The organism is Paenibacillus sp. QJM3NY_38, assembly GCF_056173265.1.
On sequence record NZ_CM149665.1, the window covers coordinates 4,041,644 to 4,067,695 of the forward strand.

The 26,052-nt window shown below is 45.8% G+C and carries 25 protein-coding genes and 1 riboswitch; of the genes, 8 read left to right on the forward strand and 17 right to left on the reverse strand.

From position 1 onward, the window contains the following. Positions 1 to 252: 252 nt before the first annotated feature. The 5 genes from AC0VZ8_RS18570 to AC0VZ8_RS18590 all read left to right on the forward strand — a co-directional run bounded on the left by AC0VZ8_RS18570 (position 253) and on the right by AC0VZ8_RS18590 (position 3,772). Entirely contained in the window at positions 253 to 990 is a 738-nt protein-coding gene (locus AC0VZ8_RS18570; protein WP_475483986.1) for a hypothetical protein, read from the forward strand. A 398-nt stretch (positions 991 to 1,388) separates the two neighbouring features. Continuing rightward, positions 1,389 to 1,877 (forward strand): hypothetical protein, encoded by a 489-nt coding sequence (locus AC0VZ8_RS18575; RefSeq protein ID WP_475483987.1) that lies wholly within the window; start codon positions 1,389 to 1,391, stop codon positions 1,875 to 1,877. Between the two features lie 448 nt (positions 1,878 to 2,325). Then, positions 2,326 to 2,952: a copper amine oxidase N-terminal domain-containing protein gene (locus tag AC0VZ8_RS18580; RefSeq protein ID WP_475483988.1), complete on the forward strand. Its 627-nt coding sequence runs from the start codon at positions 2,326 to 2,328 to the stop codon at positions 2,950 to 2,952. 104 nt (positions 2,953 to 3,056) lie between these two features. After that, the gene (locus AC0VZ8_RS18585; protein ID WP_475483989.1) at positions 3,057 to 3,299 is read left to right on the forward strand and encodes a transposase; all 243 of its coding nucleotides are present in this window, start codon (positions 3,057 to 3,059) and stop codon (positions 3,297 to 3,299) included. Continuing rightward, positions 3,296 to 3,772 (forward strand): hypothetical protein, encoded by a 477-nt coding sequence (locus AC0VZ8_RS18590; protein WP_475483990.1) that lies wholly within the window; start codon positions 3,296 to 3,298, stop codon positions 3,770 to 3,772. Before AC0VZ8_RS18585 ends, AC0VZ8_RS18590 begins: the two co-directional genes overlap by 4 nt. Positions 3,773 to 4,026: 254 nt before the next feature. Here the strand turns inward: AC0VZ8_RS18590 and AC0VZ8_RS18595 are convergent, their stop codons facing one another. The 13 genes from AC0VZ8_RS18595 to AC0VZ8_RS18655 form a co-directional block, all read right to left on the reverse strand. Then, complete coding sequence (locus AC0VZ8_RS18595) at positions 4,027 to 4,347, reverse strand: hypothetical protein (RefSeq protein WP_475483991.1); 321 nt, start codon at positions 4,345 to 4,347, stop codon at positions 4,027 to 4,029. 609 nt (positions 4,348 to 4,956) lie between these two features. After that, the gene (locus AC0VZ8_RS18600; RefSeq protein WP_475483992.1) at positions 4,957 to 5,610 is read right to left on the reverse strand and encodes a M48 family metallopeptidase; all 654 of its coding nucleotides are present in this window, start codon (positions 5,608 to 5,610) and stop codon (positions 4,957 to 4,959) included. 63 nt (positions 5,611 to 5,673) lie between these two features. Then, a complete protein-coding gene (locus AC0VZ8_RS18605) occupies positions 5,674 to 6,582 on the reverse strand; it encodes an alpha/beta fold hydrolase (protein WP_475483993.1) in 909 nt (302 codons plus the stop codon). Between the two features lie 44 nt (positions 6,583 to 6,626). Continuing rightward, complete coding sequence (locus AC0VZ8_RS18610; protein WP_475483994.1) at positions 6,627 to 8,132, reverse strand: arylsulfatase; 1,506 nt, start codon at positions 8,130 to 8,132, stop codon at positions 6,627 to 6,629. 423 nt (positions 8,133 to 8,555) lie between these two features. Beyond that, on the reverse strand, positions 8,556 to 9,350 hold the full coding sequence (locus AC0VZ8_RS18615) for a DUF2935 domain-containing protein (protein ID WP_475483995.1): 795 nt from the start codon (positions 9,348 to 9,350) through the stop codon (positions 8,556 to 8,558). A gap of 156 nt (positions 9,351 to 9,506) precedes the next feature. Then, positions 9,507 to 10,424, reverse strand: coding sequence for an HPr(Ser) kinase/phosphatase (gene hprK / locus AC0VZ8_RS18620; protein ID WP_071218491.1), 918 nt, complete (start codon positions 10,422 to 10,424; stop codon positions 9,507 to 9,509). A 240-nt stretch (positions 10,425 to 10,664) separates the two neighbouring features. After that, positions 10,665 to 11,111, reverse strand: coding sequence for a nitroreductase family protein (locus AC0VZ8_RS18625; RefSeq protein WP_475483996.1), 447 nt, complete (start codon positions 11,109 to 11,111; stop codon positions 10,665 to 10,667). Next, positions 11,108 to 11,692 (reverse strand): nitroreductase family protein, encoded by a 585-nt coding sequence (locus tag AC0VZ8_RS18630; RefSeq protein ID WP_475483998.1) that lies wholly within the window; start codon positions 11,690 to 11,692, stop codon positions 11,108 to 11,110. Before AC0VZ8_RS18630 ends, AC0VZ8_RS18625 begins: the two co-directional genes overlap by 4 nt. Before the next feature lie 74 nt (positions 11,693 to 11,766). Beyond that, positions 11,767 to 12,243, reverse strand: coding sequence for a MarR family transcriptional regulator (locus AC0VZ8_RS18635; protein WP_475483999.1), 477 nt, complete (start codon positions 12,241 to 12,243; stop codon positions 11,767 to 11,769). Between the two features lie 403 nt (positions 12,244 to 12,646). Continuing rightward, complete coding sequence (locus AC0VZ8_RS18640) at positions 12,647 to 13,810, reverse strand: MFS transporter (protein ID WP_475484000.1); 1,164 nt, start codon at positions 13,808 to 13,810, stop codon at positions 12,647 to 12,649. Between the two features lie 66 nt (positions 13,811 to 13,876). Further along, a riboswitch (purine riboswitch) is annotated at positions 13,877 to 13,976 on the reverse strand. 32 nt (positions 13,977 to 14,008) lie between these two features. Further along, the gene (locus AC0VZ8_RS18645) at positions 14,009 to 14,434 is read right to left on the reverse strand and encodes a VOC family protein (RefSeq protein ID WP_475484001.1); all 426 of its coding nucleotides are present in this window, start codon (positions 14,432 to 14,434) and stop codon (positions 14,009 to 14,011) included. Between the two features lie 117 nt (positions 14,435 to 14,551). Then, complete coding sequence (locus tag AC0VZ8_RS18650; RefSeq protein WP_475484002.1) at positions 14,552 to 15,364, reverse strand: DUF6597 domain-containing transcriptional factor; 813 nt, start codon at positions 15,362 to 15,364, stop codon at positions 14,552 to 14,554. A gap of 282 nt (positions 15,365 to 15,646) precedes the next feature. Next, a complete protein-coding gene (locus AC0VZ8_RS18655) occupies positions 15,647 to 16,882 on the reverse strand; it encodes an aminotransferase class I/II-fold pyridoxal phosphate-dependent enzyme (protein WP_475484003.1) in 1,236 nt (411 codons plus the stop codon). 131 nt (positions 16,883 to 17,013) lie between these two features. On the opposite strand from AC0VZ8_RS18655, the gene AC0VZ8_RS18660 reads away from it, so the two are divergent. Then, on the forward strand, positions 17,014 to 18,219 hold the full coding sequence (locus tag AC0VZ8_RS18660; RefSeq protein WP_260068272.1) for an MFS transporter: 1,206 nt from the start codon (positions 17,014 to 17,016) through the stop codon (positions 18,217 to 18,219). 1,795 nt (positions 18,220 to 20,014) lie between these two features. On the opposite strand, the gene AC0VZ8_RS18665 is transcribed toward AC0VZ8_RS18660, so the two are convergent. The 3 genes from AC0VZ8_RS18665 to catA all read right to left on the reverse strand — a co-directional run bounded on the left by AC0VZ8_RS18665 (position 20,015) and on the right by catA (position 21,595). Next, entirely contained in the window at positions 20,015 to 20,182 is a 168-nt protein-coding gene (locus AC0VZ8_RS18665; protein ID WP_475484004.1) for a hypothetical protein, read from the reverse strand. A 189-nt stretch (positions 20,183 to 20,371) separates the two neighbouring features. After that, positions 20,372 to 20,701, reverse strand: coding sequence for a four-helix bundle copper-binding protein (locus tag AC0VZ8_RS18670; RefSeq protein ID WP_475487715.1), 330 nt, complete (start codon positions 20,699 to 20,701; stop codon positions 20,372 to 20,374). A gap of 240 nt (positions 20,702 to 20,941) precedes the next feature. Further along, positions 20,942 to 21,595: a type A chloramphenicol O-acetyltransferase gene (gene catA, locus AC0VZ8_RS18675; RefSeq protein WP_475487716.1), complete on the reverse strand. Its 654-nt coding sequence runs from the start codon at positions 21,593 to 21,595 to the stop codon at positions 20,942 to 20,944. A 732-nt stretch (positions 21,596 to 22,327) separates the two neighbouring features. Here catA and AC0VZ8_RS18680 point away from each other — a divergent pair. Together AC0VZ8_RS18680 and AC0VZ8_RS18685 are read left to right on the forward strand one after the other, a co-directional pair. Next, positions 22,328 to 23,317, forward strand: a complete 990-nt coding sequence (locus AC0VZ8_RS18680; protein WP_260068380.1) for a beta-propeller fold lactonase family protein — start codon at positions 22,328 to 22,330, stop codon at positions 23,315 to 23,317. A gap of 41 nt (positions 23,318 to 23,358) precedes the next feature. Continuing rightward, the gene (locus AC0VZ8_RS18685; protein WP_162487518.1) at positions 23,359 to 23,529 is read left to right on the forward strand and encodes a hypothetical protein; all 171 of its coding nucleotides are present in this window, start codon (positions 23,359 to 23,361) and stop codon (positions 23,527 to 23,529) included. A 285-nt stretch (positions 23,530 to 23,814) separates the two neighbouring features. Here the strand turns inward: AC0VZ8_RS18685 and AC0VZ8_RS18690 are convergent, their stop codons facing one another. Then, complete coding sequence (locus tag AC0VZ8_RS18690; protein ID WP_475484005.1) at positions 23,815 to 26,037, reverse strand: stalk domain-containing protein; 2,223 nt, start codon at positions 26,035 to 26,037, stop codon at positions 23,815 to 23,817. Positions 26,038 to 26,052: the final 15 nt, after the last annotated feature.

Consider the following 26,052-nt stretch of genomic DNA (forward strand, 5'->3'; position numbering starts at 1 on the left):
TGTATGAGTTAACGGTTGGTTATAGTAAGCGAGTTTTACGGTTGTAACCGTGCAAAAAGAACTGATCTGTTCATTTTGCACTAAAAGTTTCATTAGGATTTTATTACTCTTCATTATGCTTCTTGAAATATCTAAAAACATCCATGAGCCAGGTTTAACACTATAGAATAAAATGGCTAGAAGAATTTTATCAGAAAAATTATCAAAGTCTAATTGAAAAAAATATTATCGGACGAAAGGATGTTTTCAAGTATGAAGCGTTTGAGCAAAATTGTTCTTAATTTATTTTTCGTCATTTCAGTTCTTACTGTATTTTCTAACGTAGCTTCTGCAGCTATGTCCCCATGGACTCAGGTAGAGGAGTACAACAGGAAGTATGAGTTTCAATCTCATGTATATACACGAACAATTTCTGGCACTACATACATGCAAGCTGGTACAATTATTAAGATTACTCTTGGTTTCCCTTATGCAAGTTATTACGGGGCGCAAGCCAGACTTTATTCAAGTTCAGGTACATTAAAAGCATCATCTGCAATGGTTCACAACGATGAAAATATTTCTGGTTTTATGGTTGAAACTCGCGGTTACCCAGAAAAAGGCACTTACTATAGTCATGGAAAAGCAGAATTCTACAATGGTAACACTGGATACTATCGATCGGTTGAAGGAGTAAGGTCGCCATATGAAACATTTAGTCTCGCCCCACATCTACCTCAAAAGGTTGAAGTGAATGAGGAAGGTGAAACTTTTGGATCTGGCTTATATACTCTTAATGGTGAGGAACTTGATTATTTAATTGCAGAAGGTGTTGACGGTACTGAGGGTTATGTGCGCGCAGCTGATTTGGAGTCAAATGTAACTTCTCTTGAGGAAGCAATGCAGTATAACTCAACTATTCAGCCTACCCAATTTATTCCTCTGTATGATAAAAACAAAAACATCATCGGACAATTTGAGATTAGTACTCATGTGAAAAAAATCGAATGATGACACCTTTACTCTTAAGACCTTAATTAAATGCGGTTCCAATGCCAACATAATACTTCTAAAAAATACCGAGAATCCCCATTTGGGTTTCTCGGTATTTTTTTCTTTAAAGTTCAACTAGCAATTGCGATGTTATTGTATATAAAACTTCCCTAAGCAGATCACATCTGCACACGCCAATTCTAAGGTACCTTGGTGATAAAATGATCAGAAAATCATAACCAGAGCGTCGCTTTTTACGTTGTATATATTAGGTACACTCAAGTAAAAACAAAACTTGTAGAAACCAAATTGAAAATTCATTGAACTATTCGCAAAATAATACCTGGTCTAAATTAGTTCTTAAGCTTGAGCTTAATTTGAAGATTCTACAAACAAACTTAGGAGGCTCAAATAGAATGAACAAGAAAATCAGAATAATATTAGTTTCCGTCATTGCATTAAGCAGCATTGCATTTTTTATCCTAACTCCTAAAGGTTTGTCTTCTGATAAAACAGTTTTGCCGACAGCGCAACAAAATGGTAATCCTATTAACTCTTCAGGGGTAACACATCAGTCTGTTAACCCCAATAACTCTTCAGTAGTAAAGGCAGTTAATCCTAATCAGCCATCTGTATCAGCAAAAGATGTTTATCCAGTAAATGAATATGGACTTACTTACGGAGCTGATATATATGAGCTGTATGGCGTAGAACCGGACTTAATCGCTGCAACTGGTACAGATGGCACTGAAGGGTATATATACGCATCCGAGCTTGAATCTCATGTAAGTAACCCTCGTGAGGCTGCTGAGTATCGCAAAAACAACCCAGGGTCTTGGACCGTACCGCTTTATGACAAAACAGGAAAGAACATAATTGGCGAATTTGTGATCGGTGGAGAATAAAACTCTCTAAATATTGTCGATGAATCTCGGTTATATTCCTGCTTAATAATTCATACACATCCCCTCCTTCAGGAAGAGCGTAATCATTTGCTTGATATACTGGACAATTACTTTCTAGCTGCTAAACAAGGTTTGCTTAAACGGATGCCTGAATGATGGGTGCGTAATACTTCTCCAGTGAGGATATTTTTCAGAAGTAATCCTGTTCCACTGAACAAGATAAAAGAGCCTCATGATGGGAAGCCTTTACGAATTGTAGCGGACATAAGTTTAATTAGGTTTATATTCAATAGCATAAATAAAATTGGTGTATATTTAACCCGATTGGAATTAACTTCATTTACATTCACAATAAATGTATCAAATGAATTTTTATGGTTAAAAAATTGAAGATATATCCAATTTTTTACACCTTTTTATGTACGACATTTAACGTGGAGGGATATTAATGAAAAAGAAGTTAGTTATTTCGTTATTTGCAATAGTCATCGCTTTAACAGCTGCGGTGGGGATCTTTGCAAAGGGAGCGATCAAAATCGTCGTAAATGGCGAACAAATTAAATCGGATGTTGCCCCGCAGATGAGCAACAATCGAGTTATGGTCCCGATAAGCTTCATCTCGAAGGCTTTGGGTGCTAATGTAACTTGGGACGAGAAAAATCAAATGGTTTCAATAAAGAGTAGTAAGTCAGACCTACAGGAAGATGTCTGGAATCAAAACCTTGATATCTCTAGCAGCAGCTGGTCACAAGTCAAAAATCTTATTGCGCTTTATATCGTTGGTTTTGATACTCGTGATGATGAGTTAATCAAATCAATATCAGTTGAAGGATTTGACATGATTCCTATCGGCGGTATGTATCCATCCATTATTGATTATGAGATTGTCGATGCTCAGCAAACCAAGGAAACGCTTAAGGTGAGAGTAAGAGTAATCATTCAAGAAGAAAAGCTCTTTGGAGAAGAATGGGACATTGAAATCGCTCAAGGCAAAATTAAATCCATGAAAAAAACCAAACTGTTTGATGTTAACGAACATACGCTCTTCCCAGGTCTTACTAATAATAATAAATAGAATAAATAGAGAGCCTCTATTGGTATTATCCCCTCAAGTTAGACAGTGAAAAAAGAGATCATGTTAAAATGAACTCAACACTGGAACCGGAGGGGAATTTTGTTATGTCAGCGAAGAAAGGTCAAACTTTTAATCGATATAGCGAAGAAACGAAGAAAGAGGCTGTTCGTCTTAGAGTGGTAGAACATTGGCCATACAGCCGTATCATGGAGAAGTTGGGCATCAAGAGCGAAAGCCAGATCATAACATGGGTGCGTAAGCATCAAAACGGGGAAAGTTTAGAGGATTTCCGAGGACGCTGGACCAAGAAGCATTTTAGTAGTGCGAAGAAGAGAATGCCTTTTTGAAAGCGCAGGTGGAGTACCTAAAAAAGCTCAATCCGAACTTGCACGGGAGGGAAGCTGGATTTCGAAGCCCGGTTCAAGTAATAAGCAAGTGGGCTCCCGTGACTTGGCTTTGCAGGATCGCTGAGATTTCACGTGCAGGGTATTACAAATGGGGAAGGACACTCGCCAGCAGAATGAAGCGAGCAGACCGGGATGCGGTTCTAAAAGCACACATTCTAGGCATACATCGAAATCCGCCCTTATTTTGGTTACACGCGTATGCGAACCGCTTTAGGAAAAGAAGGCTTGGTGGTGAATCACAAGAAGGTACGCCGCTTAATGAGAGAGAGCTGCGCATTCGTTCCGTGATTCGCAAGAAGCGTCCATTTGCTGACCGGAAACCGTCAGTACTTTTGTTTTATAACGAGCAGCGTTTCCAAAACAAACTCGGCGACCTCTCCCCGATTGAATTTCGGGAAAAGGTCGCCGCTTAATAGTTTCTTTTTTTGTCTACTTGACGGAGCTATGACCATATCACGAAAATAGAGTCTCTCTTTTTTAGTCATTAGGGTGCTAGAGTCTGAATCGCAACAATAACTCCAGGAGTAGACAGTGATCCAGCAGTCGAAGTAGTAAATGCGTAGGTCGCCGACGCGTTAGGTGCTAGTGAAAATGTCACAACCTGAACCATATCTTGAGCAGAGGTCCCCACTTTTAAGGCGGGGACATGAACGACAGAAATGTTATGCTATTGGATTGCCCCTCCAAAAAGATTTACTAGTGAAGTAACAAACACATTAATTTTCCGACATTCTGTTGTTGATGTGTTTTTAAAAGTAATCTTCACTTTGTTTTTAACACCATAGTGACCTTTGTTGTCACCGTATGCTTGCCCATTAACCCCACCATCATAATTGGTGACTTGTGTCATCAAGTTATCATTTGTACCATTAGAAAAGCTGTAATACTTATAATACTTCAACGCACCCGTTTGGAAACTGATATTACTCTGAATGTCGGTAAAGTCCCAAGAACCAGGAGGATGCGTGCCCAGCCTCTTAATAACCATTGTTGAGTTCGTTCTAGAACCCGGCTGCATATCGGGGTAGTGGGAGTATCACAGTTTAGAGAGGGCCAAGAAACCAACTTCCCCCCCGCCATAGCGTTACCGTTACTTCCCATAGCTTAGACAGTTCCTTTACTTCTCAAAGCAAAAACAACAGAAGCTGACGTACGAGGTGTATACTCAACTACTCCAGAGCAAGCAAGAGCCGGGCTCGATACGTTGTACAGCGAAGTGCTCGAAGTGACGGTAATTAATAATCCAATTGTTATTCCTGCAGGATGCCCTAAACTACTGGAGCAAGATGGGGTACTTACGGTTGATACAGGTGCTATCGACATGGCCGGGTTAAATTGCAAGTAGATGTAGATGGAAATATTCTCGATTACACAGCTTTATGCACTGTGTTTCCATATTCCAAAAACTCGAAGTATTTCAACTAGTTTAGATACTTATCTAATCGGTAATCGGACCAACTACTTATTCTTTACGGCAATCGGTACAAGTTTTTGTCCTTGACTCGGGACAAGAACTTGTACCGACAAGTCAAAAAAGCCGCTATATTAGCGACTTCAATGGGACTATGTTCTTGTCCCCCGACACTTCTCCATCATATTATAAAGTCATGGCGTGTCCATACTTCGCGAGGAACGCTTCCTTCGCTTTGTAATCCTTCATCACGCTGCCAACGAGTCGCCAGAAAGAGCGATCATGATTCATGTGAATGAGATGGCAGAGCTCATGAATGACCACATAGTCAATGACTTCAAGGGGCGCCATCGCAAGACGGTAATTGAAGGTGAGATGTTTAGAAGAGCTGCAGCTGCCCCACTTCGTTCGCGACTCCTCAATGGTGAAGGATTTAGGCGAGACTTTCAGCTGCTTCTGATAGATCTTAATCCTTTCCCCGATCACCTTCTTGCAGCTGGCAAAGTAGAACTTTTTCAGTTCCTGTTGGAGCGCATCTTCCGTCAGCCCATGGGTCTCGATTAACTCATCAAGCGAATAATATTGGCCAAGATGCAGAAACTTTCCACGCTCTTCGTATGTTTTCACCTTCGGAGCATTTCGAGCGGCCTCAATCGCTTGCAGTTGTTTCAAAATCTTATCCCCATACTGCCTTACGGCGTTTAACACCACATCATCATCTGTATGATTCGGCGCCTTTACCGTAACCAGACCTGAAGGATCGATATGGATGGACATCTTTTGGCGCGGGCCGTATTCTACATGACATTCTATTTGTTGTTGTCCTAGTTCAATTTTCATATATTCAGCTTCGTTTCTATAAGGATGTATCTCCATTGTAACAGAATAGAACCGAATCCTCCTCTATTGGGTGGTAGGATTTACGGAAAAATTCCGCTGGAGAAAATCGATCTGATCGGATATTATCCGCTCCCGAATACCGGGCTCATAAAATTCGAAATGCGTAACGGGGTACGATTTCACCTCCGCTTTAGGAAGGCTTTTGATAAGCTCTGCCGTTTGGGGGCCCTGCGTTTCCTTATCGAACTCCCCATAACAAATCAAAACGGATGCTTCGATTTGATTGGCTGTACTGTTTGGCTTATATTTGATCATTTCCCATATTCCCCGTGGTGCCACTTCGTTTCGCCATGTTTTGGATTGCATGCCGGCAATGGTTTTGGCCGCTTCTCCTCCCGCCATAACCGCTAATTCCCCTTCATGACCAACCGCCGGGATGTATAGTGGGGAAAGTCCCTTCTTTCCACGTATCCAATCCTTGCGGATCACGTACAAGAGCCTCAAAGTTTGCCATAAGGAACGCCCGCTTTTTTTCGGAAACCCATTAAAAGGGATTTGAGCGATAACAGCTGAAACATCCTTTGTCTGCGCTGCTACTGAAATGACATGACCGCCGCCAAGCGACGAGCCCCATAATCCTAGCCGTGTTTCATCCACGGCGGGATGCTTCTTGATGTAACGGATCGCCTGCAACAAATCTTCCTGCTGCCCCGAAACGCTCACCAACTGTCTAATCTCACCTTCGCTTTCACCCAGGTTGCGGTAGTCGAAGGTGAAGGCGTGAAACCCCGCCTGTGCAAATGCCGTTGCGACAGCAACTATACTTGGAGTGTCCTGCGTCCCCCCAAAGCCTGCCCCGATAATGACGCAGGGCTTTGGGATTTCGGTTGATTTGCAATACAAATACCCGACGCAGGCAGTTCCGCCGCTTTTGAATTCCAATCTCTCCTTTCGTACAGTTGCTGCGCTCACGTTAATTTCCCCCTTCTTCTTACTTTATCTTGCTGGTTCTGCGTTCAAGAATCCGTTCCATACAAGATATGGGATAGCGTTGCGGTTGGTTTCCGGCCTATGATCAGCTGCTGCCCATCCGTATAACCCTCCTCACGTCCATCGAGCTCTTGTATGAGCACAGAGCGCCAATATCTGATGCGTTCTTGACGATCTTCATCCGCAATCGCATTATGCAGTTCTAGCGGATCAAGAACCAGGTCAAAAAATTGCTCCTCACCCGTTTGGGAGAACCAAATGTACTTTTCCTTCCCATCGGTCACCCAGTGATTGGACTGCACCCCTTGTGCATGCTCGCCATGCAGATGATGACGCCAAGTCTGAGTGCTTAGCCCTTCTTCCTTTCCTGCTGATGCAAGTCTCCAGATGCTTTCTCCTTCGACCGTATCCGGTATGGGCACGCCAGCCGCCTCCAGCAGCGAAGGCATAATATCCCGCATTTCCACCACTTGATCCGACACCATGCCGCGCCGCAAGCCTAATCGGTTGCCCGGATCGTTGACGATGAACGGCACATGGGTGCTTCCTTCATACGGAAGAGACTTCCGGAATAAATGATGGTCTCCAAGCAGCTCACCATGGTCCGATGTAAACAGAATCACGGTGTTCTGCAGCTCGCCATATTCATTCAATGATTGCAAGAAGCGGCCAATTTGGTGATCAAGATGCGTAATGAGGGCGTAATAGGCAGCCATCGCTTTACGCAAGCGGCGTTTCGGTACCAGTCCCCGCCCTGTGATAGGGGAGAACCCTGCCAGATCGGGGTCCTCCGTCTGCGCCCAATCACCAACCGGCGGCTCCGGAATATCGGCATCCTCATACAGATCCAGATACGCCTGCGGGGGATCGAACGGTGGATGGGGCCTGACGAAAGACATCCATAGGAAGAATGGCTTTCCGGGATCCCGGCGACGCAGAAAATCAATAGACTGCGTTACCACCCAATTCGTCGGATGCTGCATTTCTGCCAAATGCCAAGGACGGGCGACGGTTGAGGCATTGCAATCCAGACCGAGATCAATCATATCCGCGCCGGGCACTCGCTCACGAAGCCATGGCAAGTAATCATCAACTTGATCGTAATGCTCCTGCATCGGAATACTATGGTTATTGCGGTTGTGATGCAGATAACCGTCGTGGAGCATGACATTGTGGAACCCCATCAGATTTCGTGCGGGGTAGACGTGCATTTTGCCGATACATTGTGTATGATAACCGGCACCGGCCAGTTCCCCCGGCAGCGTTCTCTTGTAATCCCAGGGCACACAGTCCTGGTAGCCGACCCGGCCATGTGCCCGCTGTGATTGCCCGGTGAATATGGCTGCCCTTGCAGGTACGCAGGTCGGTGTGGCTGAATACGCACGGCTAAACCGCACACCAGTCCTTGCAAGCTCGTCCAGATTAGGCGTCTCGACGACAGGATGACCCGCTATGCTGAGACAATCAAAGCGCATCTGATCGACTGTAATGAGCAAAACATTCGGCCTTCCCAGGTTTTGACTCGAATTCATCACTATTCCCCCTTCTACTACACCCCGCGCATTCTTGGTTTTGGTCAACTCCACTTTATCGGGACGGCACCCACTGACTAATAACGCATTGCAGTTTCCCATAAACGAGATGTTCTACTGAAAGTATTCGTCCGAATTCATTCATTTCCTTTTATTAAATTCCTATGTCCCTGTTGAAGAAATTGTTGATAGGATCACCCAAGAAAGTGAAAAAAGAGCCGCAATTTTGCGGCTCCTTTCATTTTGATGTTGGCAAACTGCTCCACGATAACCATTGAAGCTATCGCATCTTATTTCGGCGTACTGGGGGCGTCCGATTATCTACATAGTTCGCGGGCTACCCTGCTTAGTTCCTGATGCACCTCATTAGCATGCATCGGAAGACAAACTTTCGATCAGATGCATGGCTTACGTTACTATTCTTCAACCCGTGACTCTCGGCTTCGTCGGATCGCAGTTCGGGTTCTGTATTTCACCCAGTGCAGCCAACTTGGACAAATAGTAGCATTCTTCACGATACATATGATCTGGCATCAGCGGATTAATCCGGTCCAGCACCTCCCCGCGCAGTTCAAATTCTTCGAGTTCTGCCAAAAAGTGCATGAACACTCTCATTTCCAGATCTATATCAGCGTGGAATTTACGCATTGCAGGAAAATCCTTTAAATGGGTCCTTAAATAACCCGTCATTTCTACCGCCTTTAGATAAAAGCCTTCAAAATCTTTTTGAAACGCCATGCTTTTTGCGATTAACGGTTTTTCAGCAAAATCAAGATCGGCCGCCAGGCTTGCTGCATGACCAAATGCATCCTGCAGCCAAACCATATCATAGTGCAAGGGATGAAACAGAGGTACGCCCTTACCTTCTTGTAACGCCTGTAATATCCGCAGGTATTCCTCCAATTCATTTACCATATGATTGACAAAGGAAGGTGTCAGAAGGAAATCAATTTTGCCTGCAAGCTGTCGTTCCAGCAATTTCAACTTGAACTCGCGCAGTTCATAAGTGGCTTTATAGGCATCCTTCGTCAGTTTCTCGATGAATGTGGAGGCATCGGGTCGCCGCGACTCCCTAAGCAGCATATCAAATCTTGCCATTAAGGACTCTGCTGTAGCGATATCCCCTTTTTCCTTGGGGGAAAGTGCGGTAAAAATAAAACGACAGTGGTCGCCAAGAATCTGTAGCCAAAACCGGTGCTCATACAAGGGATCACTCATTGATCTTGCCCCTCCCAATAGCGTTATTCTCAGAAAATATATGCTGCTGACAGCGGAGTAGAACGCGGAAGGGATATCAAACCATATTCGCGGCTCGAGCATCATTCACGACAAAATACGGGACAGAACGTGTTCCGTTGTTTGCCCAGCGCCGCCTTACGACTGCATTTCGTTTTCGATCCGTTTCATAAAGTCTTCAGCCGCGCTGTATCCGAGTTGTTTCAGATACCAATTGTTGGCCGCCGCCTCGATCAGACTGGCGACGTCGCGTCCCGGCTGAAGCTGAACCTCGATATGCGGAATTTGAATGCCTAAATACTCTGTAAACTGAGGCACCGCCTCCAGCTCGTTGTTTAGGGAATTTTCACGCCAAGGCGACAGCTCAATATCGAGCACAATTCGCGTTTCGTCCTGAAATGCCGTGCGCCCGTATTGACGAACGACATTGATCAGACCGATGCTTCGCAGCGCCAGAAACTCGCGGGTTGTCTCATTGTGTGTACCAAGAAGAGTCGAAGGGCCCAGCTTTTTAAGCACAACAATATCGTCTGCCACAAACCGGTGACCGCGTCTGATCAAGGTGTGAGCTGTCTCGCTTTTGCCAATCCCGGATTTACCCCGAAGCAGGATTCCTATGCCCGATACATTCACACATACCGCATGGATTGACATCTCCGGTGCCAATGTCTTCACCAAATAACTATCCAGCTTGGCGATAAATTCCGTAGTCGTCTCTGTTGTCCGCAATAACGGAATGCCCTCTTGGTTACAGAAAAGGGTCAGATAAGGAATCTCCTGCTGTCCTGACGTGACAATAAAGCACGGCGGATGATATTTGACGATATTCCCGATATGTAACTTGCGTTCTTCTATGGTAAGCGTCAGTAAATAGTTGATTTCCTTGCGACCGAGCACCTGCACGCGCTCCATAGGAAAAAAATCGAAATACCCGACAAACTCCAGTCCCGGCCTGTGCGTCTGTGGACGGGTAATCATGCGATCCATGCGATTGGCTCCTGCCAGTACTTCCAAATGAAAAATTTCCGTAATACTTTGAACGGTGATCGACTTCATGTTGTTCTCCTCCTGCGATTGCAGTATGTATTCGGATATATTCAACGAACAACTGGTACTTTCCTGCCTATTTGCTTCCATACTTGAGACAGCGTCAAACTTCCCAGATCATCAGCGATCAATGACGACTACGACTGTCTATATTCATGCACCGTTAGTGAAACATCAAAAAAGCCGCCTATTTGGCGACTCTTGTGAGTAAATAATGTGATCCTTATCATAGGCTTGCAGGGCATCCCTCTACAACAACTCAAAGGTAAGGTCAGGTGTGTCCTCTACCTTCACAGGCTCCATGGATTGTCCATCATATCCCATTTCCAGCACGGCAACGATCCGTTCACCATCATGAACACCAAATCGACGGGTGCAAACTCTATCATAAATCCAGTCATTCATCGTCATTCGTACATGGAGCATGCGATCCTGAGCAAGCAGTCGGAAATTTTGCATGAGGCAGCTTGCCGCTGCGTAATCTTCTTCTCTTTTATGCGGATCCTGATCTTCCTTAATGACCAATATCAGATAAGCAGGAGCCTGATCCTGTAAATCAGATAGCATGTCTGTGTTGTCGGAGCCGATAAATATAAACCGCCAAGGTTCCCGCATTCCGTCATTAGGAGCCCATACAGCAACATTCAATAATTCCAAAATATGATTCTCGGAAACGGGTCTAGCGCTATAACTCATCCAATGCCCCCTCCTCCGCTCGTTAATATCGTCCATTTCTTTTCTGCTTGTGTTCGTGCTCTGCCTCTTGGAGCCTTATCGAAATAACCCAGATGAAAAATACCAACCAGTCTCTCATTGGGCTGCAGTTTCAACAGATCGAATAATTCCTTGCTCTGCATCATCGGTTCGGTGTCCCACAATGTACCGAGCCGACGTTGCCAGGCAAGAAGCTGAAAATTTTGCATGATCCCGCAGACCGCTGCATAATTCATGTCACTTTTCCTTCTGTCCGCATCAGTAGAGGCAATAATAACGAGGTGGCCAGGTATATCGGTAACCCTCTTCCGAACGAAATCCCGAACCTTCTCCGGCAGCCATTTGACCAGCCTGTTCTTCACCAAGGGTTCCAGCATACTGGCAGCCAAACGTTCCTTCGCATCCGCGGTCCCCGCATAAACGCTTCGGAAGACCACTTCCTCGCTGGAAGGATAAAGCTGCCGTGCAGCGTAGAGTAAATCTATCACCAGCTCCTGGTCCACGGGGATGGAGTTAAACTTGCGGATGCTTCTTCGTTCTCTGATCGTCTTCATGTAATTCATGTTTTCAACCCCCAGCCATTGCTCACTTGAATTCCCCTTCGAACTCTTCAAGGTTCGCAACAGCGAACATATTCTTAATGATAAAAGTCAGCCAAATCTCCAAATAACCGCTTAATGAAGTCAAGTTCGGAATCGCTATATCTTTCCAAAAACTCGTTCATCCTCTGCTGCTCCTTGATATGGAACTCATCATGAATCGCAAAAAGCCTTTTTCCGGCAGCTGTTAGCCGAAAGTACACTTCTTTTTTGTTATCATTGAGTTGGGCCTTGCGCACCCACCCCGCCTTCAATAATTTATTGGTTATCTTCGAGGTGTTCCCTTTGCTTAAGTTCATTGACTCGGCAATGGAAGTGACATTAATCGGTTCTTGCTCCCCAATACACGCAATCGTATGCAGTTCCGTTATGTTTAGGGTGGATTCTATCTCTATTATTTTCCGGAGTTCTTCGATAAAAGCGCTGCTTAACCGGTTCTCATATTGTTCTTTTTGTTGCAGAAATTGAATGAAATTTTCATGGATAGCGTTTTTTATCATTTTGTTCGTACTCATGATTATGCAAGCTCCTCGACTCATTGTTTTTTTCATTATAACCAAAATTAGTTTCGCAAGAAACAATATGAGTATACAATAGAAGTTACACCCCGGAAAGAAAAGATATTTTTAGTCATCTAGCCATACTTAAGCCCCCTTTACTTCAGATTATTGTTTCAACAGAATAAATAAAAAAATTGAAATTAAGGATGTATTCCAATTAATCCTCCAAATATTTATTCACATGAAACAATTTAATATTAAAGTTATTTCGATTCGGTGTCAATTCCATCCATTCTACATAACTGTTTGAAACGCAGCCGTATCTTTGCCTGCATCTCGAGTTTATTACCTTATGCTTCCAATGGAGAAAAAAAGGCAGCTGCGCGATCACAGCTGCCTTTTGATTTGCAGAAATGGACTATTTGCTTGTTTTCAACGAGAGCGCAGGTCTCGTTAAGGAATATACGGCGCAAATTAGCGACACCATGACGATTCCTCCGCCTACCCAAGACGTACTGGCTACGGTACCTCCCTGCTCTAACACGAGGCCGCCGATAGCGGATCCCAGTGCAATACCGATTTGCAGCGCGGAATTGTTAAAACTCTGCTGGATATCGGACGAGCCCGGATCCACTTGAATCAAATAATTCTGCAGTGGAGGAGCCAGACTCCAGCTTAATGCACCCCATACCATCATCACGACTAAAAATACGCCGATTGAGAATGTAGAGAACGGGAGTAGAAACAGTACCAGCATGAATGACGTAATGATGATTACAATGCTCTTGTTCGAGCCCAGCCGGTCGGCAAGTGCGCCTCCAAACGCCCCACCGCCGACTGCGGATAGTCCGAACAGGAAGTAACAAATGCTGATCCAGTATGGACTCAGCCCAAGCTCCGATTCAAGAAACGGCGTGAAGTATGCATAAATGGTGTAGTGCCCTGCAAGCATGAACAAGGTGGCGAGATGCGCTCCAGCGATTTTCGATTTGCCGAGCGCCTTGAGCTGAACGGATAACGGTGTGATATTTTCAGGTTTGATCCGATCCAGGAACATATAGATCAAGATCATGGAGCCAATCGACAGAATGCCGATACCGAGGAATAATACCCTCCATCCAAAAGCTTCACTGATCAAAATGCCGAGCGGCACGCCAAGCACCAATGACGAGCTGATCCCCATATAAATCACGCCTAATGCTTTCGCCCGATGTGCAGGCTCAACCACCTTGGCGGTAATGGTCAACGATAACACGATAATCAGGGCTGTGCTCATGGCGGTTAATATTCTGGCAGCCATTAACAATGGAAAATTTGGACTTAGATAAGCCAGCAAGTTACCGATGAAGAAAACAAATAAGGAAATCATATAGAGCCGTTTCCGCTCCACTCTTGCCGTCAGCGCAAGGAGAACCGGTCCAGCTACGGCATAGACCAGGGCGAACACGGTAATGAGCTGACCAGCCGCACCAAGTGAAATATGCAAGTCGTCCGCGATGAGCGGGAGTATTCCGCCAACAATAAGTTCAACCAGCCCGACGGATATCGTTGATATCGCTAGAATTAATACTTTTAGATTCATCTGGAATGGAATCCCCTTTCTTCGATGTCATATTTGCCTATAAACAACAAAAAATCCTGATTACAAAAAATGAGAAACATTTTCTGTAATCAGGATTTTACGGTTCCTGGTAGAGACCCTCAGACCATATTAATGAGGTTATACATTTAAATTTTTTATTCAGTTGAACAACAATCGTTGATTAATTTATCACATCCATTACGAAAGATCAAGCTCCCAGGCCGGATTCCAGCAAATCTCCCATAAGTGCCCGTCCGGATCGAGAAAGTGGCCGGAGTAGCCCCCCCAGAATGTGTCTTGTGCCGGCACGGTTACCGTCGCACCCGCCCTGCTGGCTTGCTCCATCACTTCATCCACTTCTTCCTTGCTGCCGACGTTGTGACCGATGGTAAACTCCGAGGAACTCGGAGGAGACAGAGGAACATTCGCCTCAACTGACAGATCCTTGCGATTCCATATCGCCAGTTTGACGCCTGCTTGCAAGTCAAAGAATGCTACAGCCCCATGCTCAAATTCCGTCCCAATAATCCCTTCGGTAGATAGGCCGAGTCCATCACGGTAAAACTTCAATGACCGCTCCAGGTCATCAACGCCGATTGTAAGAACGGATATACGTGCCTTCATAATCGCATTACCTCCTATGCATCATCGTTACCTCTTACATATTTTCGTCGATGGCTCTATCAAAAGATTGTAAAAAACGGACAACGTGCGCCTACACGTCGAGAGTTCCATCATCGATCACTTCAAAGCCTGTTTCGGTGACATGCCATATAAACGCCTGAAGTTGTTAATAAAATGAGGTTGATCATAGTACCCGTAGCTGGCAGCGATATCAGAAAACCGGGTCGGCTTGGCCTGATGCAGTTGCTGCAGCATATTTTGAAAACGAACAATCTCCGTCATGATCTTCGGGCTGACGCCCAATTCCTTCTGAAATGTTCTTCTTATGTTTCTCTCACTATAATTAAGATTTTCCGCCAGAGCGCGAACCGTTATTCTCCCCTTAGCGGCGTACAGATACTGCATGCTGTGCTCTAGCAGCGGCTCGGAACGGACATTATTCTGACCTAAGACCCCCATTAAGAACCTTTCAACCAAATCCATTCGGTGGGCGGAGTCATGAGCCGTGACCATTTCCTCGTTCAGCTGATTCACTTCCAGCCCCCATGCTTCCTCCAAGAATACAGGACCCTCACGGAAATCGGAAGCTGGATAATGTATGAATGGGCGAACGGTTTCCGCAAAAAAACGAATACCGAACAGTGACTGATCCTGCGTGAGTCTCACGGCTTCGTAAGATGACATCAGTCCGGTAATGAAGCCGGAGGTTGAAGTATCCCGTGCCTTCAAATTAAATATAATATCGACGCAGCCGTCAGGAAGGATGCGATGAAGCGGCTGCTGAAGTGACGAAGCTTGATAATCCAAGGTCCAATAACAGGCCACATAAGGAGTTAATGACGGGCTTGGCAGATATTCTTGATAGGTGTATGAAGAGTCCGGAGACGGGTTCTCTATCGTTGGTGCTTGTATAGGGACATAGTTCCGCAAGTGTGCTCACCCTTATTTACGTTGGATATACAAATGACTCAAATAACATTGAAATTTACATCTGATGCATGCTGCCCTGCTTGGACCTGGAGGTTCATAACATGACCGTCACGCGTCGGAATGTAGACCTTCCAATCCCCCGTTACTTCGCTCCCGTCATTTATGACAAATGTCCGAATGCCCTTACTGTCGGCTTTGAATTTCATATACCGGAATTCTTCCGTTCCTCGGTAGACATTCGTATCACTTTGCCCGAGCTGCTCATATTACGAACTCTAACGGTTAATTTCTTACAGTTATAAACTTCCCTATTCGCAACGCCGCTTCGCGCAGGGCCGCCTCTTCCTGAACTAACGCAATTCGCACGTAGCCTTCTCCTTCGGAGCCGAAAGCATCTCCAGGAATAACCGCAACGCCGGTTTCCAGCAGTAATTCGCGGGCGAAACGGCGCGAGCTCCATTGAAGATCACGGAATGCTTCAGGCAGCCTGGCCCATAGGAACATCGTGGCCTCTGGCTTAGGAACAACCCATCCCGCTTCGGCGAGTGATGCCACGAGGACATCACGCCGTTGTTCATATAGCGAAGCGACACCCTGTTCCTCATGGGCAGATGCAATGGCTTGACGCAGCGCATGGACAGCCGCAATCTGTACAGGCTTGAAAACACCGAAATCAATGTTGCTTTTGTACTCCCGGAGCGCGCTCACTGCTTCCTCATGTCCGACAAGAAAGCCGATGCGACAGCCTGCCATGTTAAAGCTCTTAGAGAAGGAGTGGAATTCTACCGCGATGTCGATGGCACCCGGAACCTGCAGAATGCTCATGGGGCGGTAGCCGTCAAAACCCATTTCAGAATAGGCAAGGTCATGGACGATCAGCACGTCCCATTTTTTCGCCAAACCAACCAACTTTTCAAAAAAAGCAAGATCGGCCCTGACCGCAATCGGATTCCCCGGAAAATTTAGCAGGATGAAGGTCGCTTTCGCCCAAATCTCTTCCGGAATGCTGTCCAGATCCGGCACGAATCCAAACTCCTCCTTCAGTGGAAGATACCAAGGCGTTACGCCTGCAATCGCAAGCGCTCCAGCATAAATCGGATATCCCGGATTCGGCACAATGGCTACGTCCCCCGGATTACATATAGCCTGAGCCAGATGCGACAGTCCATCCTGGGAGCCCATCAAAGCCAGGATTTCTGTATCCGGATTAACTTTTACGCCAAATCGATGCTGCATCCAAGCCGCCGACTGCTCCCGGAACTCCATGGTTCCTCTTGTGCCTGGATATGTATAATTATCTGCTTTCAGCGCTTCTTGGCTAAGCACCTCACGGATATCCTCGGAAGGGCCACGGTCAGGGCTGCCGATGCTTAAGTCGATAATATGTCTTCCTGCTTGAAAAGCCTCTTGTTTCCACTCGCTGACCTCGGCAAATATGGAAGAACCGATCTGCGATAGTTTGTCCGCACGCCATGAGCGTTTGGAAGTTTGATTCGGCAAGATATCCACCCACTCCACTTTTTTTCCTACATTATAGCATGAAGGGGAGGAGCATCTCTGTGAAATCCTCATTTCAAGCTTGACTTGAAAAGCCTTTCATAACGTAAGATCGAAGCATACAAAAAGAGAAATCAGGAGAAGAGACAACCATGACCAGAACACGAGAGACCGTCTTTATTATCGCCTTTACGTTTGCCGCCTTTGTACTGGGTACTACCGAATATGTCATTGTTGGATTGTTAAAAGACATTAGCGTAAGTCTCAGCATTTCACTTGCCGCAGCCGGCGTCCTTGTATCCAGCTTCGCCATTGCATACGCCCTCGGAACGCCGTTTGCCGTGACGCTGCTCGGACGCATACCGCGGCATGTTACCATTCTGACTGCGTATATTGCAGTGTTAGTGTTTAATTATTTGACCATCTTTGCCACTACGTACCCCGTCATGTTATTCATTCGCGTCATGACCGCGATGCTGTGCGGACTAACCTTATCGCTTGCGATTGCCGCGACCAGCGAGCATATGAGTGCTTCCCGCAGAGCCGGTGCGGTTGCCTGGATCATCGGAGGTTTCTCGATTGCCAATGTCCTTGGCGTTCCCGTCGGAACGCAGATCGGCCAAATGGCAGGATGGCAAACGGCTTTCATTGTTACATCATTGGTTGGAATCATCCCGCTAGCCTTGATGCTGGCTGTCATACCAAAGAGCAATACGATTAGCGTAAGCTCCATGAAACAGCAGTTTGCCTTGTTCAAGAACAAGCGAATCCGACTTGCCTTCTTCATTCCAGTCCTTGGCGTAGGCTCCGTTTTTATCGTATACACGTACATAACGCCGCTATTGGAAAATGTGATGGGGATTCCGCAGCAATGGATCAGCACTGTTCTGCTGGCTTACGGCGCTTTCACGATTCTTAGCAATTGGCTCGGGGCCAAGGTAGCACAAGGCAATTCAAGGGTAAAATTGAAAGTGATTTTCACCATCCAAGCGATGATTATGATGGCTCTTGCCCTTACCCTATCACTCCCCTGGATGGCCTTAGTGTCGTTAATGCTGGTCGCCTGCTTTTCCTTTGCGCTCAGTACCGCCGTTCAGCTATACCTGATTGACCTGGCGGATGAATCTTCTCCCGGCTCCAAGGACTTCGCTTCCACGCTCATGCCGGTTGCATCCAATTTGGGTATCGCCATCGGTTCCCTGCTGGGCAGCCTTGTCGTGGATAACGTCGGTCTTGAATACCTGCCTTGGGCTGCAGTAGTGTTCGCTATCGGAGCATTTGCCGTTACTTCCCGCTGTCATCAGCTGGATCAAGAACAACTGGACTTAACGCTGCTGACATCAGCTAAAGCATCATAGACCGCTATTCTTCAATCCTTCTCACTTTCAGGTGAGAGGGATTTTTGGGTACCGGCCGGAAATCGGTCGCTCTCGTAAGAACAGATATTTTATCGGAAGAACGACACAGTAATAATGACAGATACCTTATCGATAGAATGTCACAGTAATTAACAGCAGATACCTTATCGATAGAATGTCACAGTAATAAGAACAGTAACCTTATCGGAAGAATGTCACAGTAATTAAGAACAGATATCTTTTCGGAAGAATGTCACAGTAATTAAGATCAGATACCTTATCGGAAGAATGTCACAGTAATTAAGATCAGATACCTTATCGGAAGAATGTCACAGTAATAAGAACAGTAATCTTATCGGAAGAATGCTACTGTAATAAGAACAGTAACCTTATCGGAAGAATGTCACAGTAATAAGAACAGATATCTTTTCGGAAGAATGTCACAGTAATAACGTTTTGTTTCAACGGAAAACTAAGGAGAAGAAAGGAGGAACATTCAAAAAGCTTACCCATTATGAAACGGCGTAAGCTTTTTGTCTACCTCTTCTGCCTTCTGCACCCATGTGTCATAAAATGGTCGAGCCCGCGTACAACAGTAATTCAATTCAGCAGCGATTAGCCGCGTACACACCCCTCGTTAGGATACCGCCACCCGGCATTGTTAAAATCCACCGAGTTGCAATCTTTGAGGACACTGGTTCCGCTATTTCCTTGTTTTTACCCATTTCGCAACAATATGCGGACAAGAGATCCGCTATTGCGAGATTTTTGGGGGATTAGTCCGTGATTATGGTGCAATAGCGGATCCTGTGTCCGCATAAACTCCATTATCGGCCGATTTGCGCGAAATAACGGATCCTCTGTCCTCTTAATCCCCTTAGGCCGAATCGCAGCATGTGACGGAGTCTCTTCTGCCTTCTGTCCGCATGTGTCACAAAAAGGATCCCCGCGGACAACAGTAATTCTCAGCAGCGATTAGCCGCGTACAGAACCCTGTTTGGATACCGCCACCCGGCATTGTTAGCATCCACCGAGTTGCCCTCATTAGGATACCGCCATCCGGTATCGTTAACATTCGCCGAGTTGCGATATTTGAGGACACTGGTTCCGCTATTCCCTTGTTTTTACCCATTTCGCAACAATATGCGGACAAGAGATCCTCTATTGTGAGATTTTTGGGGGATTAGTCCGTGAGTTTGGTGCAATAGCGGATCCTGTGTCCGCGAAAACTCCATAACCGGCCGATTTCCGCGAAATAACGGATCTTCTGTCCTCCCGGACTCCATATCGAACGAATATGAGCACATAGCGGCGCCATTTCTCTCCACATGTGCCCAGAACATGCCGATTTCGGCATAATATCGATCCACCGGCCTCATGATCCCCATTGGGCGAATCGCAGCATGTGACGAGGCCTCTTTTGCCTTCTGCCCGCATGTCCAACAATTGGTCGAGCCCCGCGTACAACACTAATTCAGCTCAGCAGCGATTAGCCGCGTACAGAACCCTGTTTGGATACCGCCACCCGGCATTGTTAGCATCCACCGAGTTGCCCTCATTAGGATACCGCCATCCGGTATCGTTAACATCCGCCGAGTTGCGATATTTGAGGACACTGGTTCCGCTATTTCCTTGTTTTTACCCATCTCGCAACAATATGCGGACAAGAGATCCGCTATTGTGAGATTTTTGGGGGATTAGTCCGTGATTATGGTGCAATAGCGGATCCTGTGTCCGCATAAACTCCATAATCGGCCGATTTGCGCGAAATAACGGATCCTCTGTCCTCCCGGACTCAATATCGAGCGAATTTCAGTACATAGCGGGGCCACTTCTGTCCATAGGTGCCCCAAAAATTGACCGATTCCTGCAATACGGATCCTCTGGCCTTATAGACTAGCATCTCTGCAAATAGCAGAGCCTCTTCTGCTCGCATGAACTCCATATGTACCGACTTCGGCATAATAACGGATCCTCTGTCCTCTTGATCTTCTTAATAGGCGCATATAGAATCGGCCCTCCAAACAGACTTCGTAAAGAGCGAATTTCAGCATATAGCTGAGCCTCTTCTGCCCGCATGTGCCCAAAATAGGCCGATTCCCGCCTATAGCGATTCTTCCCGCATCATCCTACTGTTCAATGGATGCCCTGTTTAAGCAGCCATCTCCCGGCATGCTTTCGCACATCGAAAGCATGCTTCAGCACATTCTTGACAGTGCTTCATATCATGCTTCTTGCACTCGTTACCGCACGCTTCGCAGACATCGGCGCAGATCCTGCATAGTTCTCTGGCATACATACTGTTCGTGGACATCGCTTGAGCCGCAAAGGCGCAAATATCCGCACACTGCCGATCCAAGCGAATGCATTCTTTCATCATCGCCACATCATGTTCATCCAAACATGCGGTGTAACAATGGTTACAGGCTACCATACAGCGCAAGCATTCCTCGATACATTGTTGAAATTGTTCATGTGACATCATACATTCTCCTTTCGGTTTTAGCGATCGTAGGGATTACCTTTTTTCAAGGTTGTATGTAATTAACCAAAACTTGTGAAGATTATATGAGGATGTTGTATCATTTCGATACAATTGGCAACAGAAAAGACGACTGCATCGCAGTCGTCTTTTCTTGCTCATGTTGATCATAAATCTAGTTCATTTTGATCATGAATCTTGCTCATGTTGATCACGAATCTTGCTCATTTTGATCATGTATTAAGTTAACCAATCTTCAAAAGAATCCGCCAAGCTCTGCAACTCCTTAAAGAACATGCTGGCATGATAACCATCACACACAGCATGGTGCACCTGCAATGAGACTGGAAGCAGAACACGGCCACCCTGCTCGGTATATTTTCCGCCGGTTATGATGGGAAGAAGATAGTCTGCTTCATTGACAATGTTTAGATTAAATCCGCTAAAACTTGCCCAGGGTATCATGGATATGGGAAACGTGTTCGGCGGTGGATTCTCTTTAACAAACAGCCCTTTTGTATCCCGATATTGCTCCATGTCCTGCTCGTAATGATCATGAAATCGATAGAAATCATTCGAAAATGCTGTCCATAAACAGGAGAAGGTATGGTCATCGTTATGGAAAAAGGTATAACTCGGCGTCATCCGATCCCAGTAACCCAATTCCCCTTCGGGACTAAAGGAAGTTTTGAATTCAACCCGGTCATTGACAACTCTTGTAACCATATAAATAAAAGCTGGATAAAGCTTGAATCCATTAGCTTTTAACGAATACAACAAGCGAGTAATGTCGATATCCACGGTGATGCTGAAGGTGCATTTATTCGATCGAAGATAATGCTCATAATAAGGCTTTCTCGTCCACTCTTCAACATTAATAATGTGAAACTTCATCATTTTTGCCCTCCTAAAATAATTTCGTTCTATTTCAGGAGGGTACATCCACTGATCTAATCACACGCCATCACTCCAAAGTTTCCGTAGTAGTAGAACTATTACATATTTTAACCTTTACAGCAATTCCTTTAAATTAACAATCTGTTATATCTTCGAATTTATCTGAAATCTGCCCAGCTTCATTATTATAAATGATACTGCCATCAAAAAAAATAGGTGTCTGTTTATGCGCCCACTGGGTACTTGTGCACTCAACACATGCACAGGTTACGTATGATATACCAATTCAAGGGGAGGTGTTCGCGGATGGGGTGTCCATCTAGGAAGGCCAAGCGCTGTCGGAAGAAAAAAATGATTCTCATACGTAAACCGAAAAAGAAAAAACGTCGATGTATTATTATCAGAAGGAAAGTGATCCGGGTAAAATGTCCTCCGCCTACGATCATAAACGGAACCGCAGGCATACAAGGTCCACAGGGTACTACAGGATTACCTGGATCTCAGGGTATTCCAGGTCCGCCTGGACCACCAGGACCGCAAGGAATCCCCGGTCCTCAAGGTGCTCAGGGAGTACCAGGCCCACAAGGTGCCCAGGGTCCTCAAGGTCCAGCGGGTGAAAGCCCCACGGATCCCTGCTTTGAAGAATTGAGAGATACTTTGCTGCAATTAGACAATCAATACATTTCGGTTTCAACTTCGGGCTTCACCGATAGTATCGAGGGTCGGATTTTGCGAACCGGAGAAGGAACGGTTATTCTTACCGGTGTATTCGGAACGCGAATCATTCCGGTATGCTCCATCAATTCCGTGGACCACGGTCCCTTCGCTTATGCTTTATTTGCTTTCAACGATGTCATCACCGTCATTAATACGGCTACAAATACCATAATGGGCTTCATACCAGTCGGAGATAGTCCAAACGATATTGTCTTCACCCCTGACGGAACTCGTGCCTATGTAACTAACTTTAACGATGATAATGTCCAAGTGATTGATACCGCCTCCAACACCATCATCGGTCTTCCGATTCCCGTTGGAGATGGTGCCAATCGAAATGCAATCACGCCAGATGGTTCGCGGGTATACGTCACGAATTTTGTTGACAGTACGGTCTCTGTCATCGAAACGACCATAAATACGGTCATCGGATCTCCAATACCCGTAGGGGCCGGTCCTAACGGAATTGCCATTACGCCGAACGGCTTGCGAGCCTATGTCGCCAACTCAACCGATGGAACCGTCTCGGTTATCGACACCGCTTCAAATACGGTGCTCGGGTTGCCTATACCGGTTGGTTTGTCTCCTGGGGAGGTGGCAATTACTCCGGATAGTACGCGAGTGTATGTCACCAATTTCTCAAGCGCCTCCGTCTCCGTCATCGATACCGCCTCCAATCTGGTCATTGCGACCATCCCTGTTGGGATTAACCCTACCGGAATCGCGATTACCCCTGATGGTTCTCGGGCCTATGTCACGAATGCCGGCTCTAATACGGTATCCATCATTCACATTGCCGCCAACACGGTTATTGCTCCAACGATCACCGTTGGTCTAGGTCCGAGCGGCATTGCGATTACTCCGGATGGCACCCGTGCGTATATAACTAATTTTCAGATTCCCGAGATTTCAATCATTAATACATCATCCAACACGGTTACCTCAATACCATTAACTAATACGGGATACACAGGGATTGGCATAACGCCTATAACGATCTAGATGGTTCATAGAAATCAATAATCGATGAGGGAAGGTGTAATATGCGGAAAAATGATATCCGTGCTTGGATTCAAAAAGAACTGAATGAGCATCCAGACATCACAAGCATTCAGCTTGCGGAGAAATATCGTATTCCAATCCACATTGTCCAAATGACTAAAGATAAATTACTAAAGGGGGTTGATCGGACACCACTTCAAGAGCGTGAGTAATAACTTGTTCCTCTTCCAATACGAAGATTGAAAATAATGTCGTAGTATCTGACATTAGCTGGGCACTAGCGCATGTTATCCTCAACCTCTAAATAAAACGGAGGCTTTGCATGAGGAAATACACTTAACCGCCCCACTCAACAAAAGAAGACGGAGTGCCCAGCATAAGGATACGATTTCGCCTATGCAGCCGCACCACGCTCCTTGTTAATTTCTCCTAACAACAATAAAGGCTTCACTCCTCAAGCAGCTGCTTAAGTCGTGAAGCCTATAGGCAATCCAATCTTAATGATGTGCTTCAGGCATTTGGGTAAACAGCAGGTTTACTGGCAAATTGCTTCCTGGCGCAGCCGTCAGCATGATTTCAACCTTTTGTTCGTAATCGCCTGTACGATAGAGAACTGCTTGCTCGCCAGGAGCTACCTGTCCAAGGGAATAGATCGGTACAATCGTTCCATTCACCATGGCATATCCCGAGTACTTACCGCCCCGCGGGTTAAACGAGATCAGAGTATCCGGCGCTACGCGATCCAATGTTATTTTATACAGGACACCAAAGTTACCCGTGTTGTGCGTAATGTCCCCAACCATAGGGTCCATCCCTTCCAGGTTAGGGTCATCCTGATTGTCTCCAAGTACAAGACGCTCGGAATTAGCACCTACCAGTTCGGAATAACGGATGACTCGTGTTGAATCCGGATAGGTTCCACGGTTATGAACCCCATCGCGATTCAGGATGGGCAGCGTGCTTAAAACCTTCAATGGATCGGATTTCTCATCAATCATCACGACATCGAACTGAATCGGCAGGTCACTGTACATATCTGAGTATAGGGAAATGACATGTCCTTGCTTCATTCTCACATCGCTCAGTTCCGTCATAACCAGTTTCTGTTCGCCTGGTGCAAGCGTCACTGAAGCCCGCTTCGAATCGTCCTGCATGGATTGGAAATAGTTCAGCACAGACTTCTTGCCTGCTGCCGTTGCGATCGGCGATGGACCAGCAAATCCCAAGTAATCTTGTCTAAGCGTTACCGGGGTGCTGTTCTTGTTCGTTGCAATAACGTACATTTTCACATTTTTATTCAAATTATTCACATGGTGAATCATAAAGCGCATATCTCCAACCGCCGTCTCTTGGTACACAATACCTTCGCTGTTGACGGTTTCCGGACTGTTACTGCGAATCAACGTGCTTGGCTCGTCGTAAAAATCGTAATTAATCTTCGGACGCGAAGTCACATTGCCGAGGAACGTGAATTTTTCCCCTTCCGGGATAAAGAGTTTATTGAAATCCTCTTCTTGATATAAGGTCTCGTTCGTCACGTTAATCGTCGTCTCGTAGGTGGAGCTAAGTCCCTTCTTGTCCGTGGCCGTTAACTTGATCGTATAAACGCCCGGTGTGAAGAAAGCATACTGTTTATTCTCCCACTTATACGTCAGATCCTCTGGCTTGTCCTGATCATCTGTGGTTTGATTCGTATAGGTAATCAACTCACCCATTTTATACTCGGACTTATCAGTCTCGAACATGGCAACAGGCGGAAGATTCGGCTGAATGACCGTAATCGTTTGGCTATAAGGCTCGCTCCACGCCCCTGTAGAATCCTGAACCGAGTAAGTGACTATGTATTCGCCTGGTGCATCGAAGATATCCTGTTTGCCTTCCCAGCGTTCATTGATGATTTCACCTTGTACATTCTCCAGCTGCGGTGTATAGGTCACCGTAGTTTGTCCTGCATAAATATCCTTAGGCCCCACCGTAAACTTGGCTACTGGCTTGGTTTCCAGATTCATGATGACACGTTTGCCTGCATTATCCACTTTATATTGAATATCGAGCGCTTGGGTTATAGCTGTCAACGGAACCATGAAGGTGCTCTTCGTCTGGTAGGAGGTACCTTTCATCTCTTTGGTTACGCCATTCACGGTATACTTGCTGCTGTCTGTTTTGAAGCGAAGCTCATTGGTTCCTTTGGTAATAACGGTTTCTTTGGTCTTCTTATCGTAAGTGACCTTGAAGCCTACACGGTCCACAAGGGCACGAATGGGAACATAGGATACTCCCTTTTTGACTTGCATCGGCTGCGGTGCATTGTAGGTAATGCCGTCTTGTACCATTTTTGTACTATTAAAATATAGAATAAGTTCTTTACCCGTCACGGTTTGCTGGTTATTCTGGTTATCCTGCTCTCCCGTAGTTGTTGCCGGATCTTGCACTTCGCCGGTTTCCTCAACCGGTCCTTCGGTTGTTCCTGTTTCATTCGGCTCTTGAGACCCTTCTGTCTCTGTCGTAGTATTTGTTTCCGTTGTTTCTGTTGTCTCTTGAGCAGCGTCTGTACCCCCGGATGTTACTGCTTTGGTTGCCGCAGCGTTTTGCTCGTACACTTCTTGGGTGACTGACTGTTGTGGTTTGTCTGCGGTATTTGCATCCGCGCTCGCCGGATAAGCTGCCGCTAATTGGGCAACAGCCAATACGGTTAGCAATGATCGTTTCTTCAGTTTCATTCCATAACTCCTTCT